The organism is Sphingobacterium puteale, from assembly GCF_003627955.1.
GTDB lineage: Bacteria > Bacteroidota > Bacteroidia > Sphingobacteriales > Sphingobacteriaceae > Sphingobacterium > Sphingobacterium puteale.
On sequence record NZ_RBWS01000004.1, the window covers coordinates 339,395 to 359,658 of the forward strand.

Here is a 20,264-nt window from a genome sequence, read left to right on the forward strand (position 1 = left end):
TTAAGTTTTGTTTTTAGCGAAATTTGCCTTTAACTTTGGGCACATTTTAAAACAAACAAAAATATGAAAAAGGGTAACATTGGAAACGCGCCTGATTTGAAATATTTGAAAATTGATTATACAGGAAATGTATTTTATCAATTACCTGTTTCAGAGTTGGTCGAGCATGCGCTAGCGAATCAAGAAGGAAGACTATCTGATACTGGCGCATTGGCTGCTGATACGGGAAAATTTACTGGAAGATCCCCCAAAGATCGCTTTTTGGTGGAGGATTCCCTGACCAAGGATGCAGTATGGTGGGGGGAAATCAATCAGCCCATGACTCCGGCTAATTTTGATGCATTATTTTCGAAGGTTGCAGCGCACTTGGGCAAGAAGACAATTTACGTGCGGGATTGTGCCGCAGGGGCAGACCCAGCTTATCAGTTATCCATCCGTGTGATTACAGAAACTGCCTACCAAAGTATTTTTGCAAATAACCTATTTTTGAGACCGGAGGTCGAAATTGACAATCAACCGCAATGGTCCATATTAGCTGCACCAACATTGCTTATTGCTGATCCAAAGGATTATGGTATTCGCAACGAAAATTTTGTAGCAATCGATTTTACAAGAAAAATAGTGCTGATTGCGGGTACTGGCTATACCGGTGAAATTAAGAAAAGTATTTTTTCCATTCTAAACTTTATTCTGCCATTTGAGCATAATGTATTATCCATGCACTGTTCGGCAAATACCTCCAAGGATGGTAAAACGGCTTTATTTTTCGGCCTTTCCGGAACCGGAAAGACAACGCTATCAGCAGATAAAAATAGGAAGTTGATCGGTGATGATGAACATGGCTGGAGTGAGAAGGGTATTTTTAATTTTGAAGGTGGTTGTTATGCCAAATGTGTTGGACTCACAGCAGAAAAGGAACCGGAGATTTATCATGCGATCCGTTTTGGGGCATTGCTTGAAAATGTAGTTCTGGACGAGTTTGATAGACCGGACTACGATGATATTAGTAAAACGGAGAATACACGGGTTTCCTATCCGATAGACTTTATGGAAAACGCTGAAATGTCCGGGGTGGGGAATGCTCCCGATAATATTTTCTTCTTGACGGCGGATGCCTTCGGCGTATTGCCGCCGATTTCGTTGTTAACAGTAGATCAGGCGGTCTATCATTTTGTGAGTGGTTATACAGCAAAAGTAGCCGGTACTGAAGTAGGAGTAAAAGAACCTACTGCTGCCTTCTCTACCTGCTTCGGTCAGGCATTTCTACCTTTACATCCCGCTAGGTATGCCTCTTTACTGCGCGCTAAACTGGAGCAAAACCCAAACATTAAAGTATGGTTGGTTAATACAGGTTGGATTGCCGGACCATACGGTATCGGGCGTCGAATTAAACTAAACTATACACGTGCTTTGATCCGGGCGGCAATGGATGGATCGCTGTTAGAGTCCCGATTTAACAAACACGAGATCTTTGGATTGGACTATCCAACAAGTTGCGGTGAATTTATTCCTGAACAGATTCTGGACGCTAGAGGGTTATGGAATAATAATGAAGCTTATGATATGCAAGCCAGGCGTTTAGCAAAACTGTTCATTCAAAACTTCGAAAAATTTGACGACGAAATGCCTGCTTCGGTGCAGATGGCCGGTCCTAAAATTCCTACGACAGTGCTCGTATAAAAGTAGCGCAAATTTCGCAAGAAAATACTTCCGGAAAGGGGCTCTCTTTCTGGAAGTATTTTTTTCAAAGATTTGCTAATCATGTTTTTTGACAAAAGAATCCAGCTTCTCCTGTTCATTGCCAACAATTACGTTGATAAGTATCCGAAAGGCAGCCAAACGAGCTTTCTTTTTATTGTCATTGTCGATTTCAAACCAAGGTGATTTTTTTGTGCCTGTTGTTTTAAATAGGTTTTCAATATAATTGGTGTAAATATCCCATTTTTCTTGAGCCTGCTGATCTAATACTCCAATTTTCCAACGTTTTAAAAAGTCTTCTTGTCTTTCTTTCAGCCGTTCAGCCTGTTCTTCCTTACTGATGCTCAAAAACAGTTTGATCAGGATAATTCCATCATCAATCAATTGTTTTTCAAATTCCGGGGCCTGTTTCATGAATAATTCATGCTGTTCTTTGGTACAGAAATCAAATACCGGTTCTACCACAGCGCGATTATAGTAACTTCGATCGAAGATTACCATTTCTCCTTCATTGGGCAAATGTTTGATATACCGTTGAAAGTACCATTGTCCATTTTCTTCAGGGGTTGGTTTCGGTAATGCTACAACACGTACCTTTTTTGGATTTAAATGTTCGGTAACCCGACCAATCGTACCACCCTTTCCAGCCGCATCCCTTCCTTCAAATATAATGACAACGCGTTTCCCTTTTTCAATAATATCATATTGTAATTTGAGCAGGGTGACCTGTAGATCATAGAGCTCTTGTTCATAGTCACAGACATCATTAAATTTTTTGATTTCCAAAATTTTATGCTGCTCTAAATAGTCAAGAACATCTTTGTTTTGACGGATTTTTTGAAGCTCTTTTAAATCGTATTCTGCCATAATATTGGTTTTATCAAGTTTATTCATCTAAAGTTAGCTATAGAATTGTTAAAAAATGTCAAAATTCAAATAAATCCGACCAGCCAATGTAATATTGACGGAAACGCGAACGTTATAAAATAAAGCAATGAAAAAGGATGCTTTTAGTAGAAATTGACTTTTCATAAATTTAGGTTAATAATTGGTTAGGTAAGCTCGGAGTTCTCAACTTCGGGCTTTTTTTATACCTTCAAAACTGTTTGCAATTCATATGCGGATACTTTCCGATAGCCATGGTATGAACCTGTAGCTGGAATATACTCGTAATTGCACTTGATATTGTTTAAATGTTAAAAAATGTTAAAGAAATAGTGATTATATAATTAATTGAAACAAGTGTCGTTTTAATTACAAATACTTTTCATAAAATAGGTTAATATATGGCTAACGAAAGCTCAGAGTTCCCCACTCTGGGCTTTTTATTTTCACCTATGACAATGGAGTAAATATTGTTTTCAGGGGCGGAATTCCAAGCATAAAAAAGCCCTACATATAGGCTGTAGGGCTTTGCTATTTTTTAATCTATATTTCTATATTTTTTAAGCCACTTCCCTTAAATCTACAGCAACAACACGTGAGACTCCCTGTTCTACCATGGTCACACCATAGATAATATCGGTGCTTGCGATCGTTTTCTTATTGTGTGATACAACGATAAACTGAGAGTTTTTGGAGAAATCACGAATGATATTATTGAATTTGTCAATATTGGTATCATCCAAAGGCGCATCTACCTCATCGAAAATACAGAAAGGTGCTGGTTTTGAAAGATATAGTGAAAATAACAATGCTGTTGAAGTCAAGGTTTTTTCACCTCCCGAAAGCTGATTGATTGATAACGGACGTTTTCCTTTTGGCTGAGCAATGATATCTATATCCGAATCTAACGGATTGCTTGGATCAGTCAGGACGAGGTCACAGCTGTCCTCTTCATTAAATAACGAACGGAACACTTTAATGAAATTGTCCCTTACAGCATTGAAGGTGAACATAAATTGCACTTTGGCGGTATCGTCGATTTCTTTAATTGTGGCCATTAAAGAGCCTTTTGCTTCGATCAGATCTGCTTTTTCCTTATTGATAAAATCATAGCGCTCATTCATCTCATCAAAGGCTTCTTTGGCCATTAAATTAATCGTTCCAAATTCATCGAGCTGCTTTTTGAGTTTGCTGCATTTTGCCGCTAAGGTAGACTGATCTTCCGCAATTTCTGGTAGCTCTTCGCGCTCAATCAGATCTTTAAGTTCGATATTAAATTCTACGGACAGACGTTCTTTAAGCGCATTGAGGTCTATTTGTAAGGCTGTTTTCTTGTCCTTAATTTCACTGACAAGAAAATCACTCTGTTCTTTAGAACGACGGTGTTGTGTGAGTGAATCCTCCAGATTATTGATCTGTTGTTTGTCTGCGTAGTACCTTTCTTCCAGCTCCTTTAGACCATCTTCCAATGCAATCTTTTGCTCATACATCGCTATAAGGTCCTCATCTTCTTCGTCCTCAAAGGGAATTGTCGTTCGCAACGCTTCCTGTACTTCAACAAGTTCAATACTATTTCGCTCAATACGGATTTCATGATCATCTTTTTGAGTCTCCCTGAATTCAAGATCCTTGCTGATGTTGGAGACTTTATTTAATTGTTGATGATAACTAATGTTCTCCTGATTATAGGCGATGGATTTTTCATTCAAAATCTCCGAAATTTCATGGAATTGATCCTGTAATTCCGATAGCTCCGCCACACTCTGATCTTTTTGTATACGCAATTCCTGCAGTTGAGGTTCGGCAAGAGTAAGATCGGTTTCGATACCTGCGATTTTTTCCTGGATATCTCTTTTACGTAGCTGCGAATTGCTGATGAAAGACTGGTATTGCTCCTGTTTCGTTTTTACCGTGATCAGTTCATTGTTAAGTCTATTGAGTTGAAAACGGAGTTCATCAATGCGTTCTTTTTGCGAGTTGCTGCGTAAAGCCTCCACGCGTGCTGTTTCGGCTGTTATCTTGTCTTCAAGTTTTGCAATCTCTTGATTGAGCGTTTTAATTTCCTGAGCGAGAACCTCAAGGTTTTTCGCTCTACCGATGCGTTTTCCCTCAAATAATCCGACTGATCCACCCGAAAGTCCAAAATGATGTTTGGCATAGCGACCATTTTTTTGTAGAATCACTCGACCTGTTTCAGGTAGCTCTTGCTCCAGTTCCTTTTCACCTTCCTGCTTTAATATATAGACATGCTGAAGGAGTAGGGTACAGAGGGCTTTATATTTTTCATCCACCGTGATCACATCCAGAGCAGGCATGAGATTATTATTTGTAGGAATGGGAGAAGTAACCGCGGTATCAATTGCTTCCAATACGAAGAAATGAGCCCGACCTTTTGCGGCATCACTCAGTAACTGGATTGCTTGGACAGCATCTTGTTGTGTTTCGACAACATAATGGTTCATGATCGGTTCCAGGTAATTTTCAATTGCAACGCGATAGTCTTCCTGACAGAAGAGTACATCCGAGAACAGCGGTGGTTGCTTTTTCCAGCCTGCATTTTTCTTTAAAAACCGGATGGAATCCGGGAACCCCTCCAAGTTGTCAATAAGTGATTTTGTCAGGTTATATTCATTTTGTTTGGCATCAACTAACCTGAGGTCTTTCGCAAGCTGTGCTTTAAACTCCTCCACATTTGTCTGGCATTGAAGAATTTGCGCCTGTAACCCTTCTTCTAGCTCATTGGCCGATTCATACTGTGCTTGTTGGGCCTCAACACGACCTTCCAATTCCGCTACAGCATTGTCAAATTGTACCAGCTCGGTCTCCTTTGCTTCGGTATCCGCGCTGTTGCGCACAGCTTCCTGAAGAAGGGCTTCTTTTTGAATGTTAAAAACAGCTAGATCTTTCTCCAGTTTATAAATTTTGGCCTGAAGTTCAGCATTACTTTTGTTGAAGATATCCAATTTGCCTTTAGCAGACTGCTGCTGACCGCGTAAGGCATCCACTTCAGATTTATTGGACTCCAGGTTGTCTTTTAATGAGTCAAGTTTATTCTGTTCATCAAACAACTCCTCATTTAACCTTTTTATCGTATAGAGAACGTGATTAAGTTGTTGTTTGTCGCTATTGATGTCTAGATTTAATCTGTTTTCTTTGTCCTGAAGATTTTTTACTTTCTCATTTTTGATCTTTTTTTCCGATTCATAGCCACGGATTTTGTTCACAAATTCTTGAGTTGCCTTTTGCTGTACGGAAAGGTTTTTCTCCTGTTCCAAATTTACCTGACGCAATGACTGCAATTGCGTTTCTGCGTTCAGGATCAATTCTTGAGAATTTGCGGCGTCTTTCTGAACTTTAGACTCCTGTGTTTGAAGCCGGTCAAGCTCTGTGGAAAAATCAGCAATTCTATAATAAGCGAGATCAATGCTGCTTTGACGGTATTCTTGCTTGAGCAGGGTATATTTTTCTGCTTTTTTTGCTTGATTTTCTAACGATTTGAGATTTTTTGTGATCTCATAGAGTAGATCGTCTACGCGGCTGAGATCAGCTTCGGTATCTCTCAATTTCGCTAGTGTCTGTTTTTTACGCACCTTATATTTTGAGATTCCGGAGGCTTCCTCAAAAAGATTTCTACGCGAATTGTCTTTGTTGTTGATGATTTCATCAATCATTTTCAATTCGATAATGGAATAGCTATCCGCACCAACTCCCGTATCCAAAAATAAATCCGTGATATCTTTTAAACGGCATTTTACGTCATTCAAACGGTATTCGCTATCGCCATTGCGGAATAATTTACGGGTGACCGTGACGGTTGAGAATTCCGTTGGGAGGATATTATTATTGTTGTTGAAGGTTAAGGAAACTTCGGCAAGATTGGCTGGTTTTCTATTTTTCGTTCCGTTAAAAATAATATTCTCCATTTTATCAGAGCGTAGCATCTTTGTACTTTGTTCTCCAAGCACCCAGCGTATCGCATCCACTACATTAGACTTCCCACATCCGTTTGGTCCAACAATAGCGGTGACACCATCGTTAAAGTTGATCGTGATTTTGTCTCCGAAACTTTTAAATCCCTTTATTTCTAGTTTGGTTAACTGCATTTATACCAAATTTGTTTGTCGTTATAAGCTTGCGAAAATAGTAAATTAAACTAAAACTTTTTTCTTTCTTTACTCACATTTTCCGGTTTCAGGATCACAAGAAGATCCATCTTCGCCTCGTTGCTGCAGTGGGGTGACTTGGCTGGCCAAACATTCTTGAATCGTGTTGTGAAAAACTTCCATGGGTTGCGCGCCCGGAATCACGTATTTCCGGTCAAACACAAAGAAAGGTACGCCGCGGAGGCCGAGGTTGACTCCTTCCTGAATGTCCTGACTGACATCATAAGCATAATTGTCGGAGGCCAGAAGTTCCCGGACACCCTGCTCTGGCACGCCTGCAAGTCTGGCAAGCTCAATTAGGGTAGGATTATCATTGACATCCAGACCATCGGTAAAATGTGCTTTAAATAATGCTTTTTTTAATGTTGTTCCCTTGCCTTGTGCCTGTGCAAAATGGAGAAGGCGATGTGCTTTTTTGGTATTCACAACGATTGCTTTATCGAAGTTTAACGCAATACCTAGTTCTTTCCCCTGCGCACTGAGCTGTCCTGTCATTGCCACGATATCGTCCATGCTCATTCCCTTTGTCCGGACAAGATAATCGTATGTTGGCATTCCTGCAGCATCTTCCGGAAACTCAGGATTGAGCTGATAGGATTTCCAGGTCATTTCTGTCTGAACCTCAGGCGCAGATTCCTGTAGTGCCAGCTCCAGCTTTGTCAAACCAATATAACAAAACGGACAAATGATGTCCGACCAAATTTCTATTTTCATAATTCTTAATTTACTCCGTATATTGTAATCAAAAATACATATTATAACGATGATTATCGGATTACATTGTTGGGCCAATGTCAACATCATTATAATGCAGGTTTAAGCATATGTCAGAGAAAGATTTTTTGAACCGCAAGGTAACACTCGTCCTGGGCGGTGGTGGAGCAAGAGGATTGGTGCATATCGGTGTTATCCGTAAATTGGAGGAAATGGGCTTTGAGATAGATGAGATTGTCGGTTGCTCTATCGGAGCACTGGTGGGAGGGATCTATGCCCAGGGAAAGATGGATGTACTGGAAGACTGGATGCATAATCTCACAAAAAAATCAGTTTTCAATATGATGGACTTCAGTTGGAAGGGATTGGGAATGATGAAAGGTATCAAAGTTTTCAATGCGTTGAAATCGGTGATTCCCGATGCAAATATTGAAACGTTTCCCATTTTATTCAAAGCTGTCGCGACAGACCTGAACTATGAGGAAGAAGTAGTCCTGGATTTTGGGAGCATGTATGATGCGATTCGGGCCTCCATTGCCATACCAGCTGTATTTACTGCTGTCGAGGATGATACCCATGTCTATGTGGATGGTGGAGTGCTCAATCCTTTGCCGATTAACCATGTCACAAAAAAAGAGAATTTAATTATCGCGGTCAATCTGGAATCGAAGCCCGATAAACAATATTCTGTTATCAAAAAGCTGGATACCAAGACCTCAAATTCCCTGGATATTCTTCAGACATCCTATTATGTCATGCGCCGAAAAATGAGCCGTATGATTATTGATCTCTACCGTCCGGATGTCGTTGTTGATATTCCTTATAACATTTGTAACTTGTGGGATTACCACCGTGCCGAGTTTTTAGTTGAAAAGGGTAGGGAGTATATCGATAAGGCCCTTAAAAATAAAACCAAAATAAAGTAGCCATTGGCATTGTACTGCTTTATTTTGGTCTATGCAATTTAAATCGCCGTCTATTTCATACGGCGATTTGTTGGGCCATTAAAATATCAGGATTTTAAAAGAGATTCGGATAATCACTGATTATTCCGTCTACCTTCAGTACTTTTAGTTGTTCTATCTCCGCTTTTGTATTTACCGTCCATGGAATAACTTTAACATTTGCTTTGTGGTATTGCTTGACAAAGTCGCGATTTACCAACTTATACTGTGGGCTGATGATGAAAGGTGTAAAGCCCAACGCTTCGATTGTCTCCGTTGCATTTTTTGCATAATTGGCATCAATCAGATACGACACTTTTATTTGAGGGTAAGCTTTATTTAGATACTTGACTGCTCGAATATCAAAGGACTGAATAACAGTGCGGGCAGCAATCTTTTTCTCAGTAATCACCTGTACCACTAAATCAACAAATTCTTCCACTCTAGGGTGATAAATACCATCCTTGTTTTCGCTGCTTTTTACTTCGATGTTATAAAACAGGGGGGCATTACGCTTTTGAAGGGCATAGGCTTCTGTACTATCGATGAGGTCAGCGAGTTTTGCAATGCGCGTGACTTGTTTTTTTTGCTCAGGAAATTCTTTGTAAAACTTCGAACCGATATCATACTTAAGGAGATCTTTATAGTTTATTGCGAAAATTTTCAAGGATTTGTCCTTCTCCGCGAGCTCACTGCCATCTGGCTTCAGTACAAATTTTGGATTGAGATAGTCGTCGTGAAAAACAACAACTTTACGGTCTTTGGTGATATGGCAGTCCATTTCCAGTGTCGTTACTTGTGGTAAGTCAATGGAATTTTTCATTGCAGCAATGGACTCCTCGGGGTACAGACCTCGCCCTCCACGGTGGGCTTCCAAACTAAGTTTAGGGAAGCTATTTTCTGTTTTTGCTGGATCTTTCATAACTGAACAAGAAGCAAACGGTAATAATAGGCCCAAAATGGCTATTCTAAGAAAAAATATTTTCATTTATTTATTGTATTTAAAACAAAATAAGGGTAAATTATCCCGTTTTGAATAGGCGAATATACATAACCTATTTTATTTTTGACGATTTTGAATCACTGATTCATTCCCTTTTAAGTGTTTTCGAAAGAGAATAAACTAAAATGAATGGTCGAAATTGTTGAAATGAAAAAAGCGATGTTTTTGAAGGTCTGTTAATATCTTTTCTTAGAAGAGGTAAGAGGCTTAGAGGACGATTGTAGCGTGACTGAGAATAATACAATACACATATATATAAGGAGGAAATCTATTTTTTTTGTCTTTTTTGCAAGAAATTATTGTCATTCCTTTTAGAATTCCCTTTATTTGCACAAATCTCAAATTAGATGGCGAAAAATTTATTGATAGTTGAGTCTCCCGCGAAAGCAAAAACGATAGAAGGATATTTAGGAAGCGATTTTTTGGTAAAGTCGAGTTACGGGCATATCCGTGATTTGGTGAAAACCGATGATGCGATTAATACAGAGAAGAATTTTGAACAGAAGTATGAAGTTCCCTCTGATAAAAAAGCAGTCGTGAGTGAGCTGAAGAAATTAGCTAAGGCAGCGGAAACTGTTTGGCTTGCATCCGATGAGGACCGCGAGGGAGAGGCTATTTCCTGGCATTTATTTGAGACATTGGGATTGAAAGACGAAAGTACAAAACGCATTGTGTTTCATGAGATCACCAAACCAGCGATATTGAAAGCTATCGACAATCCCCGTAAAATAGATTATAATCTTGTCAACGCACAACAGGCGAGACGAGTTTTAGATAGATTGGTAGGTTTTGAACTGTCTCCGGTTTTATGGAAAAAGGTGAAACCTTCTTTATCGGCAGGTCGTGTACAATCTGTTGCAGTTCGATTAATTGTAGACCGCGAACGTGAAATTAATAAGTTTGAACCGGAGGCGGCTTTTAAGATTGTTGCGTTTTTCCATACGGGCAAGATTAAAGATAGTTTTAAAGCCGAGCTTCCGCAAAGATTTGCGACGGAAGCAGAAGCGACACGGTTTTTGGAAGATTGTAAAGCAGCGCTGTTTGCGGTTAAAAATCTGGAAACAAAACCGTCAAAACGCTCACCGGCTGCGCCATTTACCACATCTACTTTACAGCAGGAAGCAAGTAGAAAACTCGGCTTCTCGGTCGCACGGACGATGCAGGTTGCTCAACGTTTATATGAGTCGGGGCGTATTACTTATATGCGTACGGATTCCGTCAATTTGAGTGATACGGCTATTGAAGCGGCGGAAAAAGAAATTAAATCGGCTTATGGCAATCAATACCATAAAGTAAGAAAATATAAAACAAAAACTTCTGGTGCGCAAGAGGCACACGAGGCTATACGTCCTACCTATTTTTCAGAACATACCATTGAAGGTGATTCGGCAGAAAAGAGACTATATGAACTGATCTGGAAGAGAGCAATTGCTTCGCAGATGAGTGAAGCAGAATTTGAACGTACACTGGCGAAGATTTCCATTTCTACACGTCCGGAAGATCTGAATGCTTCAGGAGAGGTGATGAAATTTGACGGTTTTCTGAAAGTATATATGGAATCCGTCGATGATGATCAGGAGACAACACTGGATGAAGATAGCGATAACGCCATCCTTCCACCATTGACCGTCGGATTACAACTGACATTGAAAAGCATGTCAGCGACGGAACGCTTTACAAGACCTCCGGCACGTTATACGGAAGCGGCATTAGTGAAAAAATTAGAGGAACTAGGTATCGGTAGACCGTCTACTTATGCGCCAACCATTTCTACAATTCAAAATCGTGGTTATGTTGTTAAAGAAGAACGAGAAGGAAGAGCACGCGACTATCGGGTATTGACCCTCGAGAATGCCGAACTGAAAGCCGTTACAAAAACAGAAATTACAGGTGCCGAAAAAGGGAAAATGTTCCCCACTGATATCGGTATTGTCGTGAATGATTTCTTGGTAGAGCATTTCAATGGTATTGTTGACTTTCACTTTACGGCGAATGTCGAGAAAGAGTTTGACGATATTGCGCATGGATTGACCGAGTGGACAAAAATGCTTCACGATTTCTATGGCCCTTTTCACTCCGAAGTTGAAGATACGCTGGAAAATGCTGATCGTGCCAATAATGAACGTGAACTGGGTATAGATCCAGTTTCCGGAAAACCTGTTTCCGTGCGTATCGGAAAATTTGGGCCTCTGGTTCAGATCGGTTCGCCAGATGATGAGGAAAAACCTCGATTCGCATCTTTACGCAAGGGGCAGATGATTGAAACGATTACCTTTGAAGATGCCATGGAATTATTTAAACTTCCAAAAAAAGTTGGTGTATTTGAAGATAAAGAAATGACAGTTGCCATCGGTCGATTTGGACCTTATATCCGTCATAATTCCGCTTTCTATTCCTTGCCAAAAGGAGTAGATCCATTGGACGTTACCGAAGAGGAATGCATTCAGATTATTCAGGAGAAACGTCAGAAAGATATTGAAAAAGTGATCCGTGTTTTTGATGAAAATCCGGATGCTCAGATCGAACAGGGCCGTTGGGGACCATTCATTCGTTTTGGAAAGCAGAATCTGAAAATTCCGAAAGGAACAGAAATTGAAAAGATCAGCTATGAAGATGTGCTGAAGTGGGCGGAAGCGGATGCACCGAAAGGTAAAACTTTTAAAGCAAAAACTGCTGAAAAGAAAACAGTTGCTAAAAAAGCACCGGCAAAGAAGGCTCCAGCAAAGAAAACGACAAAGTCTAAATAAGGATGAAAGCAGATTTGCCAGAAAATATAGTAAAAGATATTATGATTGCCGTGGTTTTGGAAGGCGAGACCGTGGAGACGAAAAACTGGACAGTGTACGTTATTAACGATAAAAATGTAGCAATACAGAACGTGCTGATCAGTTCAAAAGGCTACGGTGAAAAAGATGGTCGGCAAGTAACCACCACCACTTTGCGGCATTTCATCGGAAATATCGAAGCAAAATCCTTTGATCGGGTGGAGGCAATCGACGAGCAGGTATTTGGCCTGACCAATGAATATTGGTTGAGCTTTTATATTGACAATATTATTTACGATAAAAAGTATATCTTTTTGCCCGAAAGCATAGTCGATGGTAACCTGACTAAGGTTCCCTTGGTAAATAAACCCGGTGTCATCATAGGAGGAAACGAATAATGAGCACAAGACACAATTTTATCATTGCCATAGATGGTTTTTCTTCCTGTGGAAAGAGTACGCTGGCAAAAGCTCTGGCTAAAAAATTAAAATTTGCCTTTATTGACAGTGGAGCAATGTATCGAGCCGTAACGCTCTATTTTATACGCCATCATATTGCTTTGGACGATCAGCAAGCGATTGATAATGCTCTAAATGATATTCATATTGACTTTATTCCAAACGCTCTAAAAACGGAGATTCACCTGAACGATGAGGATATCTCGGAAGAGATTCGTCAAATGTATATTTCCGATAAGGTGAGCGAGGTCAGTGCGATTAAAGCGGTGCGTACCGCCATGGTTGCGCAACAGCAAAAGTTAGGCAGCCGCCGAAATATCATTATGGACGGTCGTGACATTGGTACCACAGTTTTTCCGGATGCCGATCTCAAGATCTTTATGACGGCTGATCCTAAAGTTAGGGCTGCCAGGAGATATCTGGAACTAACGGAAAAAGGGGAAGATGTAACACTTGAAGAGGTGGTGGAAAATCTTGCCAATCGGGACCGAATTGATAGTACCCGTGCAGAGAGTCCTTTGCGGCAAGCTGAAGATGCCATCGTGCTGGATAACTCAAATTTGACTCCGGAACAACAGCTGAATTTTGTCGAAGAAGAATATCTGAAAATTAAAGCAGCCAGGATACAAGCATAAATATGTGCAAGAAAAAAGATGCCGATTGAAAAATCGGCATCTTTTATATTTTAGCCCCAGCTATTTAATACTATTGATTTGCTGTTGCTCCAGTAATTTGTTTACATTGTTTTTCTCTCCAAACTCTGCGGTCTGCTCTTGAAATGATTCCAGTAGCGTTTTGATAGCCTCTGAATTATCCGCTGTACGTTGATAAATCTCAGGAATTGTCTTTTCAATATTCTTATCTCCAAGTTCGATGTTATCTACTTCGATTTTGCCTATTTTTTCTAAAACAGCTTGTTGACTGTTTCTGACATCTTCTAACTCTCTTGCTATTTTTTCCATCAATTGGAACTTCTTCAATTTATCCATATGCAATATCTTTAGTTATACTGTAATAAGAACAATGCTGTTCGAAACTTTGTTTTGTTTTTTTTCAAAACTAAAAAAAACAGGCTGTATCTCTTGGTATGATACAAAAAAAGCCAGTCCTTATTTTGGGCTGGCTGCAAGCAAAGTTACGCTTTGCTTTTTAATTTGTTCTTCCGGGATATATTTCTAACGCTTTCTCCAGACAGATCAATGCGTTTTTAAGATCATTCTGATTTAGTACATAAGCTAAGCGAACTTGATTTGTTCCGGCACCTTCTGTACTATAGAAGCCAGTTGCTGGCGCCATCATGACTGTTTCATTATTGTAAGAAAACTCTTCCAACATCCATTGGCAAAATTTATCCGCGTTATCGATGGGCAGCTTGGCAACCACATAGAATGCACCGCCGGGGTTAGGAGAGTAAACGCCTTCAATTGCATTTAATCCATTGACTAAGACGTCTCTTCTCGCTGTATATTCTTTGGATACTGCTTCAAAGTAGCTATCTGGTGTATCTACAGCAGCTTCTCCCGCAATTTGACCTTCCATCGATGGACTTAAGCGCGCCTGCGCAAATTTTAATGCAGTCTGATAAAGCGCTTTGTTTTTGGTAATGATACAACCAATACGAGCACCGCATGCTGAATAGCGTTTTGAAACGGTGTCAAAGATGACGACATTATTTTCAAGGCCCTCCAGATGCATAGGGGATATAAACTCCCTACCATCGTAACAGAATTCGCGGTAAGCCTCATCCGAAAATAGATAAAGATCATATTTAAGGCAAAGTTCACGCAGAGCTTCCAGTTCTTCTCTCGAATAAAGGTAACCTGTCGGATTGTTGGGGTTACAGATACAGATTGCTTTTGTTTTTTCTGTAATTACTTTTTCAAATTCAGCTATGGAAGGCAGTGCAAATCCATTTTCGATGTAGGACATGATCGGTTTGATCACAATATCAGATGAGCAGGCAAAGCCGTTGTAATTCGCGTAAAAAGGTTCCGGAATAATTACTTCTTCACCTTCATTCAGACATGCTTGCATGGTAATTGTGATTGCCTCAGAGCCACCATTGGTGACCAAGATGTCCGTAGGTTCAATATTGTAATTTAGCTTGTTATAGTATTCGGCTAATTTTTTACGGTAGGAGGCCGTACCTTCAGAAGGTGTATAAGCCCATACTTTGAAATCAATATTTTTCAAAGCATTAAGCATAATTTCAGGTGTCTGGATATCAGGTTGCCCGATATTTAAATGGTATATTTTTTTACCGTCTTTTTTTGCTTGATCAGCATAAGGCGTCAGTTTTCTGATTGGTGACGCAGGCATATTCAGCCCTTTTTCTGATATTACTGGCATTATAGTTTTTTTAAAATTAGTTGTGCAAAGCTAACCAAAATAAAACGAAAAAAGCCACATCAGGATGTGGCTTTTTTCGTTTTATCTGTCGGATTTTTATTCTACAATCCCTTTAATATAAAGTGTCTTTACAGGTGTTTTTGTATTTGATTGTACCGTAAAACTTTTGGTAAAAGGTGCTTTCGCCGCAGCGTTATAAGTAACCTTAATTGTTCCTGTTTCTCCCGGCTTGATAGGCGTTTTGGTAAATTCAGCCACAGAACAACCACAAGTAGGGACTACGTTTGAAATGATAATAGGCTCACTGCCTGTATTTGAAAATTTAAAATTATATGATACAGGTGTTCCGGCCGGAATTTTGCCGAAATCATGTGTCTCTTTTTCGAATTTAAATTCCCCTTGACCTGCCTGCATAGATGATAAACCGATAAAGGAAATGATCACTGCTAAGATTGTTATATACTTTTTCATGCTTCTAAGATATTACTTTGTGATTAAAATAGTACAACTGATATGCCAAATGTAGTATTTATTGCGAATTTATTACTCATCTAACAACTTTATTACAGTTAGATTATACCTTCTTTGAGCAGGTCTTGTATATGAATGACGCCATCATAGTTCCCCTGATCCGCTACCAGCAATTGGGTGATATTGTTTTCCCGCATGATATGGAGTGCATTGGCAGCAAGTTCGTTTTTGTCGATCACCTTTGGCGATTTGCCCATAATATCTGCTGCGCTGATTGTCGCCAGATCAGTGTGTCTCTCGAGCATACGGCGGATATCACCATCGGTAATAATACCTTGAATCTGTGTGTCCTTTAAGACAGCCACTGCTCCGAGCCTGAAGTGTGTGATAGTGATGATGATATCTCTGACATTTGCATTCAATTGTACGCTCGGTTTGCCGTTTTGATCAGATAGGTCTCTGACTTTTAGGTAAAGTTTCTTGCCCAGGGCACCTCCGGGATGGTATTTTGCAAAGTCCTGGTCTGTAAAATCCCGGCATTCCTGCAGGACAACTGCTAAGGCATCACCCATGGCCAATTGCGCTGTTGTACTTGACGTTGGCGCTAAATTGTTTGGACAGGCCTCTTTCTCCACCGTGGTATTCAGGATATGATCCGCATTTTTGGCCAAGTAGGATTCTGTATTTCCTACCAAAGCCACCAATGTGTTTTTCGTTTGCTTCAGAAATGGAACCAGCACCTTGATTTCTGGGGTATTGCCACTTTTGGATATGGCAATAATCAAATCATACTGTTGAATAATACCTAAATCTCCATGGATGGCGTCGGCAGCATGCATAAAGATGGACGGTGTTCCTGTGGAGTTTAAAGTTGCAACAATCTTTTGTGCTATGATTGCACTTTTTCCAATACCTGTGACGATTACCCGGCCCTGGAGATGGAGGATTTTATTTATCACGGTAACAAAATCATCATCAATATATTGAGCCAGAGCAGCTACTGCTTTTGCTTCTTCCTGAATAGCCTGAATAGCTATATTTTTTATTTCGTAGTTGTTTTTCACAAAAAATACTCTTACTTTTATCTATTAGAATAGATTGCAAAAATAGATTATTTTTCAGGATTATTTCTTCATTTATCTATCTTATTTTTGCCCAAGGCGCAATGGAAATAGAAAAATCACTTTTCGACAATTTACAGGATTTTTTTGGTTTTGATACTTTTAAAGGAGATCAAGAGGCTATTATAACCAGTATTCTTCAAAAAAAGGATACGTTTGTTATTATGCCAACCGGGGGAGGGAAATCAATTTGTTATCAACTGCCAGCACTCATGAGTGAGGGAACCGCAATTGTAATTTCCCCGTTGATTGCTTTAATGAAAAACCAAGTTGATCAGCTTCGTGCATTCGGTGGCGAAGATAGTATCGCTCATTTTTTGAACTCCTCACTGAACAAGAGTGAAATCACTCGGGTAAAGGAGGATGTGCTTGCGGGCAAGACCAAGTTACTGTATGTAGCTCCGGAATCACTTGCAAAGCAAGATAATGTCGAGTTTTTGCATCAGATAACGGTGTCTTTTGTGGCCGTGGACGAAGCGCATTGTATCTCCGAATGGGGGCACGACTTTAGACCGGAATATCGCAAAATACGTCAGGTTATCAATGAGATAGGAGCGAATATTCCCATTATTGCCCTGACAGCAACTGCGACTCCGAAAGTACAATCCGATATTCGCAAAAACTTACAGATGAATGATGCTGTATTATTCAAATCATCATTTAATCGAAGCAATTTATACTATGAAGTACGTCCCAAAAAAGACGTCGTCAAAGAAATTGTACGGTTTATCAAGACAAAATCCGGTAAGACAGGTATCGTCTATTGCCTGAGCAGAAAAAAGGTGGAGGAAATAAGCGAGGTATTGAACCTGAATGGGATCAAAGCGCTGCCGTATCACGCAGGACTTGATGCGAAGACCAGGGCTGATACACAAGATAAATTTCTGATGGAAGATGTAGAAGTGATTGTTGCCACAATTGCTTTTGGAATGGGGATTGACAAGCCGGATGTCCGCTATGTTATTCACCACGATATTCCAAAATCCATGGAAGGTTATTACCAGGAAACTGGCCGGGCGGGTCGGGATGGAGGAGATGGCTACTGTTTGGCTTTCTACTCAGAGAAAGATGTGGAGAAGCTGACGAAATTCATGAAAGATAAACCTGTGGCCGAACGTGAGATCGGTACACAGATACTCAAAGAAGTTATTGATTATTCCGAATCAGCGGTCTGCCGCCGTAAACAGATTCTTCATTATTTCGGTGAAAATTTTGACGAACAGGGCTGTAGCAACATGTGCGACAATTGCCGTTCGGAAAAAGAATATTTTGAAGCCGAAGAGTCCTTGAAAGACATATTAGGCTTCATTAAGGAACAGGGTGAGAAATTTGATGATCATCATGTCATCAATGTGATGATCGGCCAGAACAATCAACCTGTATCTTCCTACAAGCATGACGAACATCGCTTGTTCGGTTCAGGAAAAGACAAAGGCGTTATTTATTGGAAATCTTTGGTAAGACAGGCTGTGTTGGATAATTTCATTGAGAAAGATATTGACCATTATGGCTTACTGAAACTGACCGACATCGGCCGACGTTATCTGGACAATCCATATCAGTTAAAGTTTGTTTTAAACCGGCCTATTGAAGGCGGAGAGAGTACAAGTGGAGAAGATGCCGGTCATGGTACCGGAGCGCTTGATACCACTTTACTTGGTATGCTCAAAGACTTGCGTAAAAAGATTGCCAAGAGTAAATCCCTGCCACCTTTTGTTATCTTTCAAGATCCTTCTTTGGAAGAAATGTGTACACATTATCCCGTCAATATTGACGAATTAAAACAGATTCAAGGTGTAGGAAATGGTAAAGCGATTAAATTTGGCGCTTCCTTTATTGCGCTGATCAAAGACTATGTGGAGGAAAATGAAATCGACCGTCCTGTAGACCTGATTATCAAAAGTACAGCAAATAAATCCGCACTGAAAGTAGCGATTATCCAAAATATTGACCGCAAAATTGCGCTGGATGATATTGCTGCAGCAAAAGGGATTACCTACGAGGAAATATTAAAGGAAATCGAAACGATCGTTAACGCCGGTACGAAGATAAATATCAATTATTTTATAGATGAGATTATCGATGAGGATCGTCAGGATGAAGTATACGATTACTTTAAAACAGCTGAAACTGATTCGATCAACGATGCGCTCAAAGAATTGGGAGGAGACGATTATACGTATGAAGATCTCCAATTGATGCGTATCAAATTCTTATCTGAATTGGGTAATTAAAATTTTTATATAATTTATATGATCAATAAATACATTCCTGAAATAAAGAATGGAACCTCGCAGAATTTCTTTTTAATGGCAGGACCATGTGCGATTGAGGGAGAGGAAATCGCTTTGCGGATTGCTGAAAAAATTGTTACTATTACAGATAAACTCGATATTCCCTATATTTTCAAAGGTTCGTACCGTAAAGCCAACCGTTCGCGTTTGGATTCTTTTATGGGTATCGGTGATGAAAAAGCGTTGAAAATTTTGGACAAAGTAGGGAAGACTTTCGGTGTTCCGACCGTAACGGATATCCATGAAAGCCATGAGGCAGAAATGGCAGCGGCCTATGTCGATGTCCTTCAGATCCCGGCATTTTTATGCAGACAAACGGATCTATTGGTCGCTGCGGCAAAAACCAATAAAGTCGTTAACGTAAAAAAAGGACAATTTTTAAGTGCCGGGTCCATGAAGTTTGCAGTGGATAAGATTTTGGAGTCTGGCAATGAGAAAGTTTTTTTGACAGATCGTGGGAATACCTTTGGCTATCAAGATCTGATTGTTGATTACAGGGGGATTCCTGAAATGCGTTCTTTTAATGTGCCGACAGTAATGGATTGTACACATTCACTTCAACAACCGAATCAGACATCCGGGGTAACAGGCGGAAAACCAGCATTGATCGAGACCATTGCCAAAGCAGCGATTGCTGTCGGTGCTGATGGTCTATTTATTGAAACCCATCCTGATCCTGCAAACGCAAAATCCGATGGTGCAAACATGTTGCACCTTGACCTACTCGAAGGACTGATGGAAAAATTAGTACGTGTTAGACAAGCTATTTTATAGTATAATAAATAAATCGTAATAGAAAGGAGCCAATAGGCTCCTTTTTTAATCAATTCAAACTCAAATCTAAATTACGGTATGTTTTTAAAAGCTTCTTTCATGGCACTCATGCTGTTCTCGCTTTTGATTGTTAAAGGACAGCAAAAATATACCTGGTTTTCTCCGTTTGAAGATAAACACGTCGAAGGCCGGCTTGACTACCAAAAGCTGACCGCTTTTAACCGACTTCCGGATGAACCGGAGAAGCAAGTCCGTAAGCCAGTATGGGATCGGGCAAATGCTGCCGGAGTCTACATTGATTTTCAGACATCGGCGTCAGAAATAATAGTGCAATATCAAGTTACTGGTATCCAACAACCCCGATCATCTTAACACAGCACAGTTCGGGAAATATTCATACGTTTTTAATGAAGATAAAAATAAAGAATACCAACAAAGCAGCCGTGTACTAAAGCAACATTTGAAAAATTACAGTCTCAGGGTGTTCGCCAGCTTTTTATGCTATCTAGTAGCGAATTGGAGCTGGACTTAAATTCTACGGTAGATTATGCCCACCCGAATGATCAGGGGATGGAACGTATTGCCAATGCTTATATTAAGCTGCTGAAGAAAGTGCTAAAATAAA

Annotated in this window: 17 protein-coding genes; 9 read left to right on the forward strand and 8 right to left on the reverse strand. The window is 40.0% G+C overall.

All coding sequences use genetic code 11. The annotated features are described in order from the left end of the window. Positions 1 to 63 precede the first annotated feature (63 nt). On the forward strand, positions 64 to 1,680 hold the full coding sequence (pckA, locus tag D7322_RS05480; RefSeq protein ID WP_121122019.1) for a phosphoenolpyruvate carboxykinase (ATP): 1,617 nt from the start codon (positions 64 to 66) through the stop codon (positions 1,678 to 1,680). A gap of 75 nt (positions 1,681 to 1,755) precedes the next feature. Here pckA and ppk2 read toward each other — a convergent pair whose 3' ends face one another. The 3 genes from ppk2 to D7322_RS05495 form a co-directional block, all read right to left on the reverse strand. After that, a complete protein-coding gene (ppk2, locus tag D7322_RS05485; protein WP_245971258.1) occupies positions 1,756 to 2,592 on the reverse strand; it encodes a polyphosphate kinase 2 in 837 nt (278 codons plus the stop codon). 551 nt (positions 2,593 to 3,143) lie between these two features. Then, positions 3,144 to 6,686, reverse strand: a complete 3,543-nt coding sequence (gene smc / locus D7322_RS05490; protein WP_121122021.1) for a chromosome segregation protein SMC — start codon at positions 6,684 to 6,686, stop codon at positions 3,144 to 3,146. Between the two features lie 69 nt (positions 6,687 to 6,755). After that, positions 6,756 to 7,460: a DsbA family oxidoreductase gene (locus D7322_RS05495; RefSeq protein ID WP_183078608.1), complete on the reverse strand. Its 705-nt coding sequence runs from the start codon at positions 7,458 to 7,460 to the stop codon at positions 6,756 to 6,758. Positions 7,461 to 7,570: 110 nt separating this feature from the next. Here D7322_RS05495 and D7322_RS05500 point away from each other — a divergent pair, with 110 nt between their 5' ends. Then, positions 7,571 to 8,386 (forward strand): patatin-like phospholipase family protein, encoded by an 816-nt coding sequence (locus D7322_RS05500; RefSeq protein WP_121122025.1) that lies wholly within the window; start codon positions 7,571 to 7,573, stop codon positions 8,384 to 8,386. Positions 8,387 to 8,480: 94 nt separating this feature from the next. On the opposite strand, the gene D7322_RS05505 is transcribed toward D7322_RS05500, so the two are convergent. After that, positions 8,481 to 9,326 carry a glycerophosphodiester phosphodiesterase family protein gene (locus D7322_RS05505; RefSeq protein WP_245971259.1) on the reverse strand — a complete coding sequence of 282 codons (846 nt, stop codon included), beginning with the start codon at positions 9,324 to 9,326 and terminating at the stop codon, positions 8,481 to 8,483. A 428-nt stretch (positions 9,327 to 9,754) separates the two neighbouring features. Between D7322_RS05505 and topA the strand changes: the two genes are divergently transcribed. The 3 genes from topA to cmk are packed head-to-tail and all read left to right on the forward strand — an operon-like array spanning position 9,755 to position 13,265. Then, positions 9,755 to 12,154 (forward strand): type I DNA topoisomerase, encoded by a 2,400-nt coding sequence (gene topA, locus D7322_RS05510; protein WP_121122029.1) that lies wholly within the window; start codon positions 9,755 to 9,757, stop codon positions 12,152 to 12,154. Positions 12,155 to 12,156: 2 nt separating this feature from the next. Further along, a complete protein-coding gene (locus D7322_RS05515; RefSeq protein ID WP_121122031.1) occupies positions 12,157 to 12,570 on the forward strand; it encodes a hypothetical protein in 414 nt (137 codons plus the stop codon). Further along, a complete protein-coding gene (gene cmk / locus D7322_RS05520; protein ID WP_121122033.1) occupies positions 12,570 to 13,265 on the forward strand; it encodes a (d)CMP kinase in 696 nt (231 codons plus the stop codon). The genes D7322_RS05515 and cmk overlap by 1 nt, the downstream gene beginning before the upstream one ends. Before the next feature lie 60 nt (positions 13,266 to 13,325). Here the strand turns inward: cmk and D7322_RS05525 are convergent, their stop codons facing one another. From D7322_RS05525 to D7322_RS05540, 4 genes are all read right to left on the reverse strand, one after another. Then, complete coding sequence (locus D7322_RS05525; RefSeq protein WP_121122035.1) at positions 13,326 to 13,619, reverse strand: hypothetical protein; 294 nt, start codon at positions 13,617 to 13,619, stop codon at positions 13,326 to 13,328. A 160-nt stretch (positions 13,620 to 13,779) separates the two neighbouring features. Further along, entirely contained in the window at positions 13,780 to 14,979 is a 1,200-nt protein-coding gene (locus D7322_RS05530; protein ID WP_121122037.1) for a pyridoxal phosphate-dependent aminotransferase, read from the reverse strand. Between the two features lie 96 nt (positions 14,980 to 15,075). Beyond that, the gene (locus tag D7322_RS05535) at positions 15,076 to 15,450 is read right to left on the reverse strand and encodes a DUF1573 domain-containing protein (RefSeq protein WP_104382153.1); all 375 of its coding nucleotides are present in this window, start codon (positions 15,448 to 15,450) and stop codon (positions 15,076 to 15,078) included. Positions 15,451 to 15,548: 98 nt separating this feature from the next. Continuing rightward, complete coding sequence (locus D7322_RS05540) at positions 15,549 to 16,514, reverse strand: KpsF/GutQ family sugar-phosphate isomerase (RefSeq protein ID WP_121122039.1); 966 nt, start codon at positions 16,512 to 16,514, stop codon at positions 15,549 to 15,551. Between the two features lie 101 nt (positions 16,515 to 16,615). On the opposite strand from D7322_RS05540, the gene recQ reads away from it, so the two are divergent. From recQ to D7322_RS29080, 4 genes are all read left to right on the forward strand, one after another. Further along, positions 16,616 to 18,805, forward strand: a complete 2,190-nt coding sequence (gene recQ / locus D7322_RS05545; protein ID WP_121122042.1) for a DNA helicase RecQ — start codon at positions 16,616 to 16,618, stop codon at positions 18,803 to 18,805. An 18-nt stretch (positions 18,806 to 18,823) separates the two neighbouring features. Continuing rightward, positions 18,824 to 19,639 carry a 3-deoxy-8-phosphooctulonate synthase gene (kdsA, locus tag D7322_RS05550; RefSeq protein ID WP_121122044.1) on the forward strand — a complete coding sequence of 272 codons (816 nt, stop codon included), beginning with the start codon at positions 18,824 to 18,826 and terminating at the stop codon, positions 19,637 to 19,639. A 99-nt stretch (positions 19,640 to 19,738) separates the two neighbouring features. Continuing rightward, the gene (locus tag D7322_RS05555; protein ID WP_183078609.1) at positions 19,739 to 20,011 is read left to right on the forward strand and encodes an SGNH/GDSL hydrolase N-terminal domain-containing protein; all 273 of its coding nucleotides are present in this window, start codon (positions 19,739 to 19,741) and stop codon (positions 20,009 to 20,011) included. Between the two features lie 54 nt (positions 20,012 to 20,065). Then, complete coding sequence (locus tag D7322_RS29080) at positions 20,066 to 20,263, forward strand: SGNH/GDSL hydrolase family protein (RefSeq protein WP_121122048.1); 198 nt, start codon at positions 20,066 to 20,068, stop codon at positions 20,261 to 20,263. Position 20,264 lies beyond the last annotated feature (1 nt).

What these genes read in the sequence shown, in the direction of transcription:
- pckA (WP_121122019.1), top strand. Translation starts at nt 64, where the DNA reads ATGAAAAAGGGTAACATTGGAAACGCGCCTGATTTGAAATATTTGAAA.
- ppk2 (WP_245971258.1), bottom strand. Translation starts at nt 2,592, where the DNA reads ATGAATAAACTTGATAAAACCAATATTATGGCAGAATACGATTTAAAA.
- smc (WP_121122021.1), bottom strand. Translation starts at nt 6,686, where the DNA reads ATGCAGTTAACCAAACTAGAAATAAAGGGATTTAAAAGTTTCGGAGAC.
- D7322_RS05495 (WP_183078608.1), bottom strand. Translation starts at nt 7,460, where the DNA reads ATGAAAATAGAAATTTGGTCGGACATCATTTGTCCGTTTTGTTATATT.
- D7322_RS05500 (WP_121122025.1), top strand. Translation starts at nt 7,571, where the DNA reads ATGTCAGAGAAAGATTTTTTGAACCGCAAGGTAACACTCGTCCTGGGC.
- D7322_RS05505 (WP_245971259.1), bottom strand. Translation starts at nt 9,326, where the DNA reads ATGAAAGATCCAGCAAAAACAGAAAATAGCTTCCCTAAACTTAGTTTG.
- topA (WP_121122029.1), top strand. Translation starts at nt 9,755, where the DNA reads ATGGCGAAAAATTTATTGATAGTTGAGTCTCCCGCGAAAGCAAAAACG.
- D7322_RS05515 (WP_121122031.1), top strand. Translation starts at nt 12,157, where the DNA reads ATGAAAGCAGATTTGCCAGAAAATATAGTAAAAGATATTATGATTGCC.
- cmk (WP_121122033.1), top strand. Translation starts at nt 12,570, where the DNA reads ATGAGCACAAGACACAATTTTATCATTGCCATAGATGGTTTTTCTTCC.
- D7322_RS05525 (WP_121122035.1), bottom strand. Translation starts at nt 13,619, where the DNA reads ATGGATAAATTGAAGAAGTTCCAATTGATGGAAAAAATAGCAAGAGAG.
- D7322_RS05530 (WP_121122037.1), bottom strand. Translation starts at nt 14,979, where the DNA reads ATGCCAGTAATATCAGAAAAAGGGCTGAATATGCCTGCGTCACCAATC.
- D7322_RS05535 (WP_104382153.1), bottom strand. Translation starts at nt 15,450, where the DNA reads ATGAAAAAGTATATAACAATCTTAGCAGTGATCATTTCCTTTATCGGT.
- recQ (WP_121122042.1), top strand. Translation starts at nt 16,616, where the DNA reads ATGGAAATAGAAAAATCACTTTTCGACAATTTACAGGATTTTTTTGGT.
- kdsA (WP_121122044.1), top strand. Translation starts at nt 18,824, where the DNA reads ATGATCAATAAATACATTCCTGAAATAAAGAATGGAACCTCGCAGAAT.
- D7322_RS05555 (WP_183078609.1), top strand. Translation starts at nt 19,739, where the DNA reads ATGGCACTCATGCTGTTCTCGCTTTTGATTGTTAAAGGACAGCAAAAA.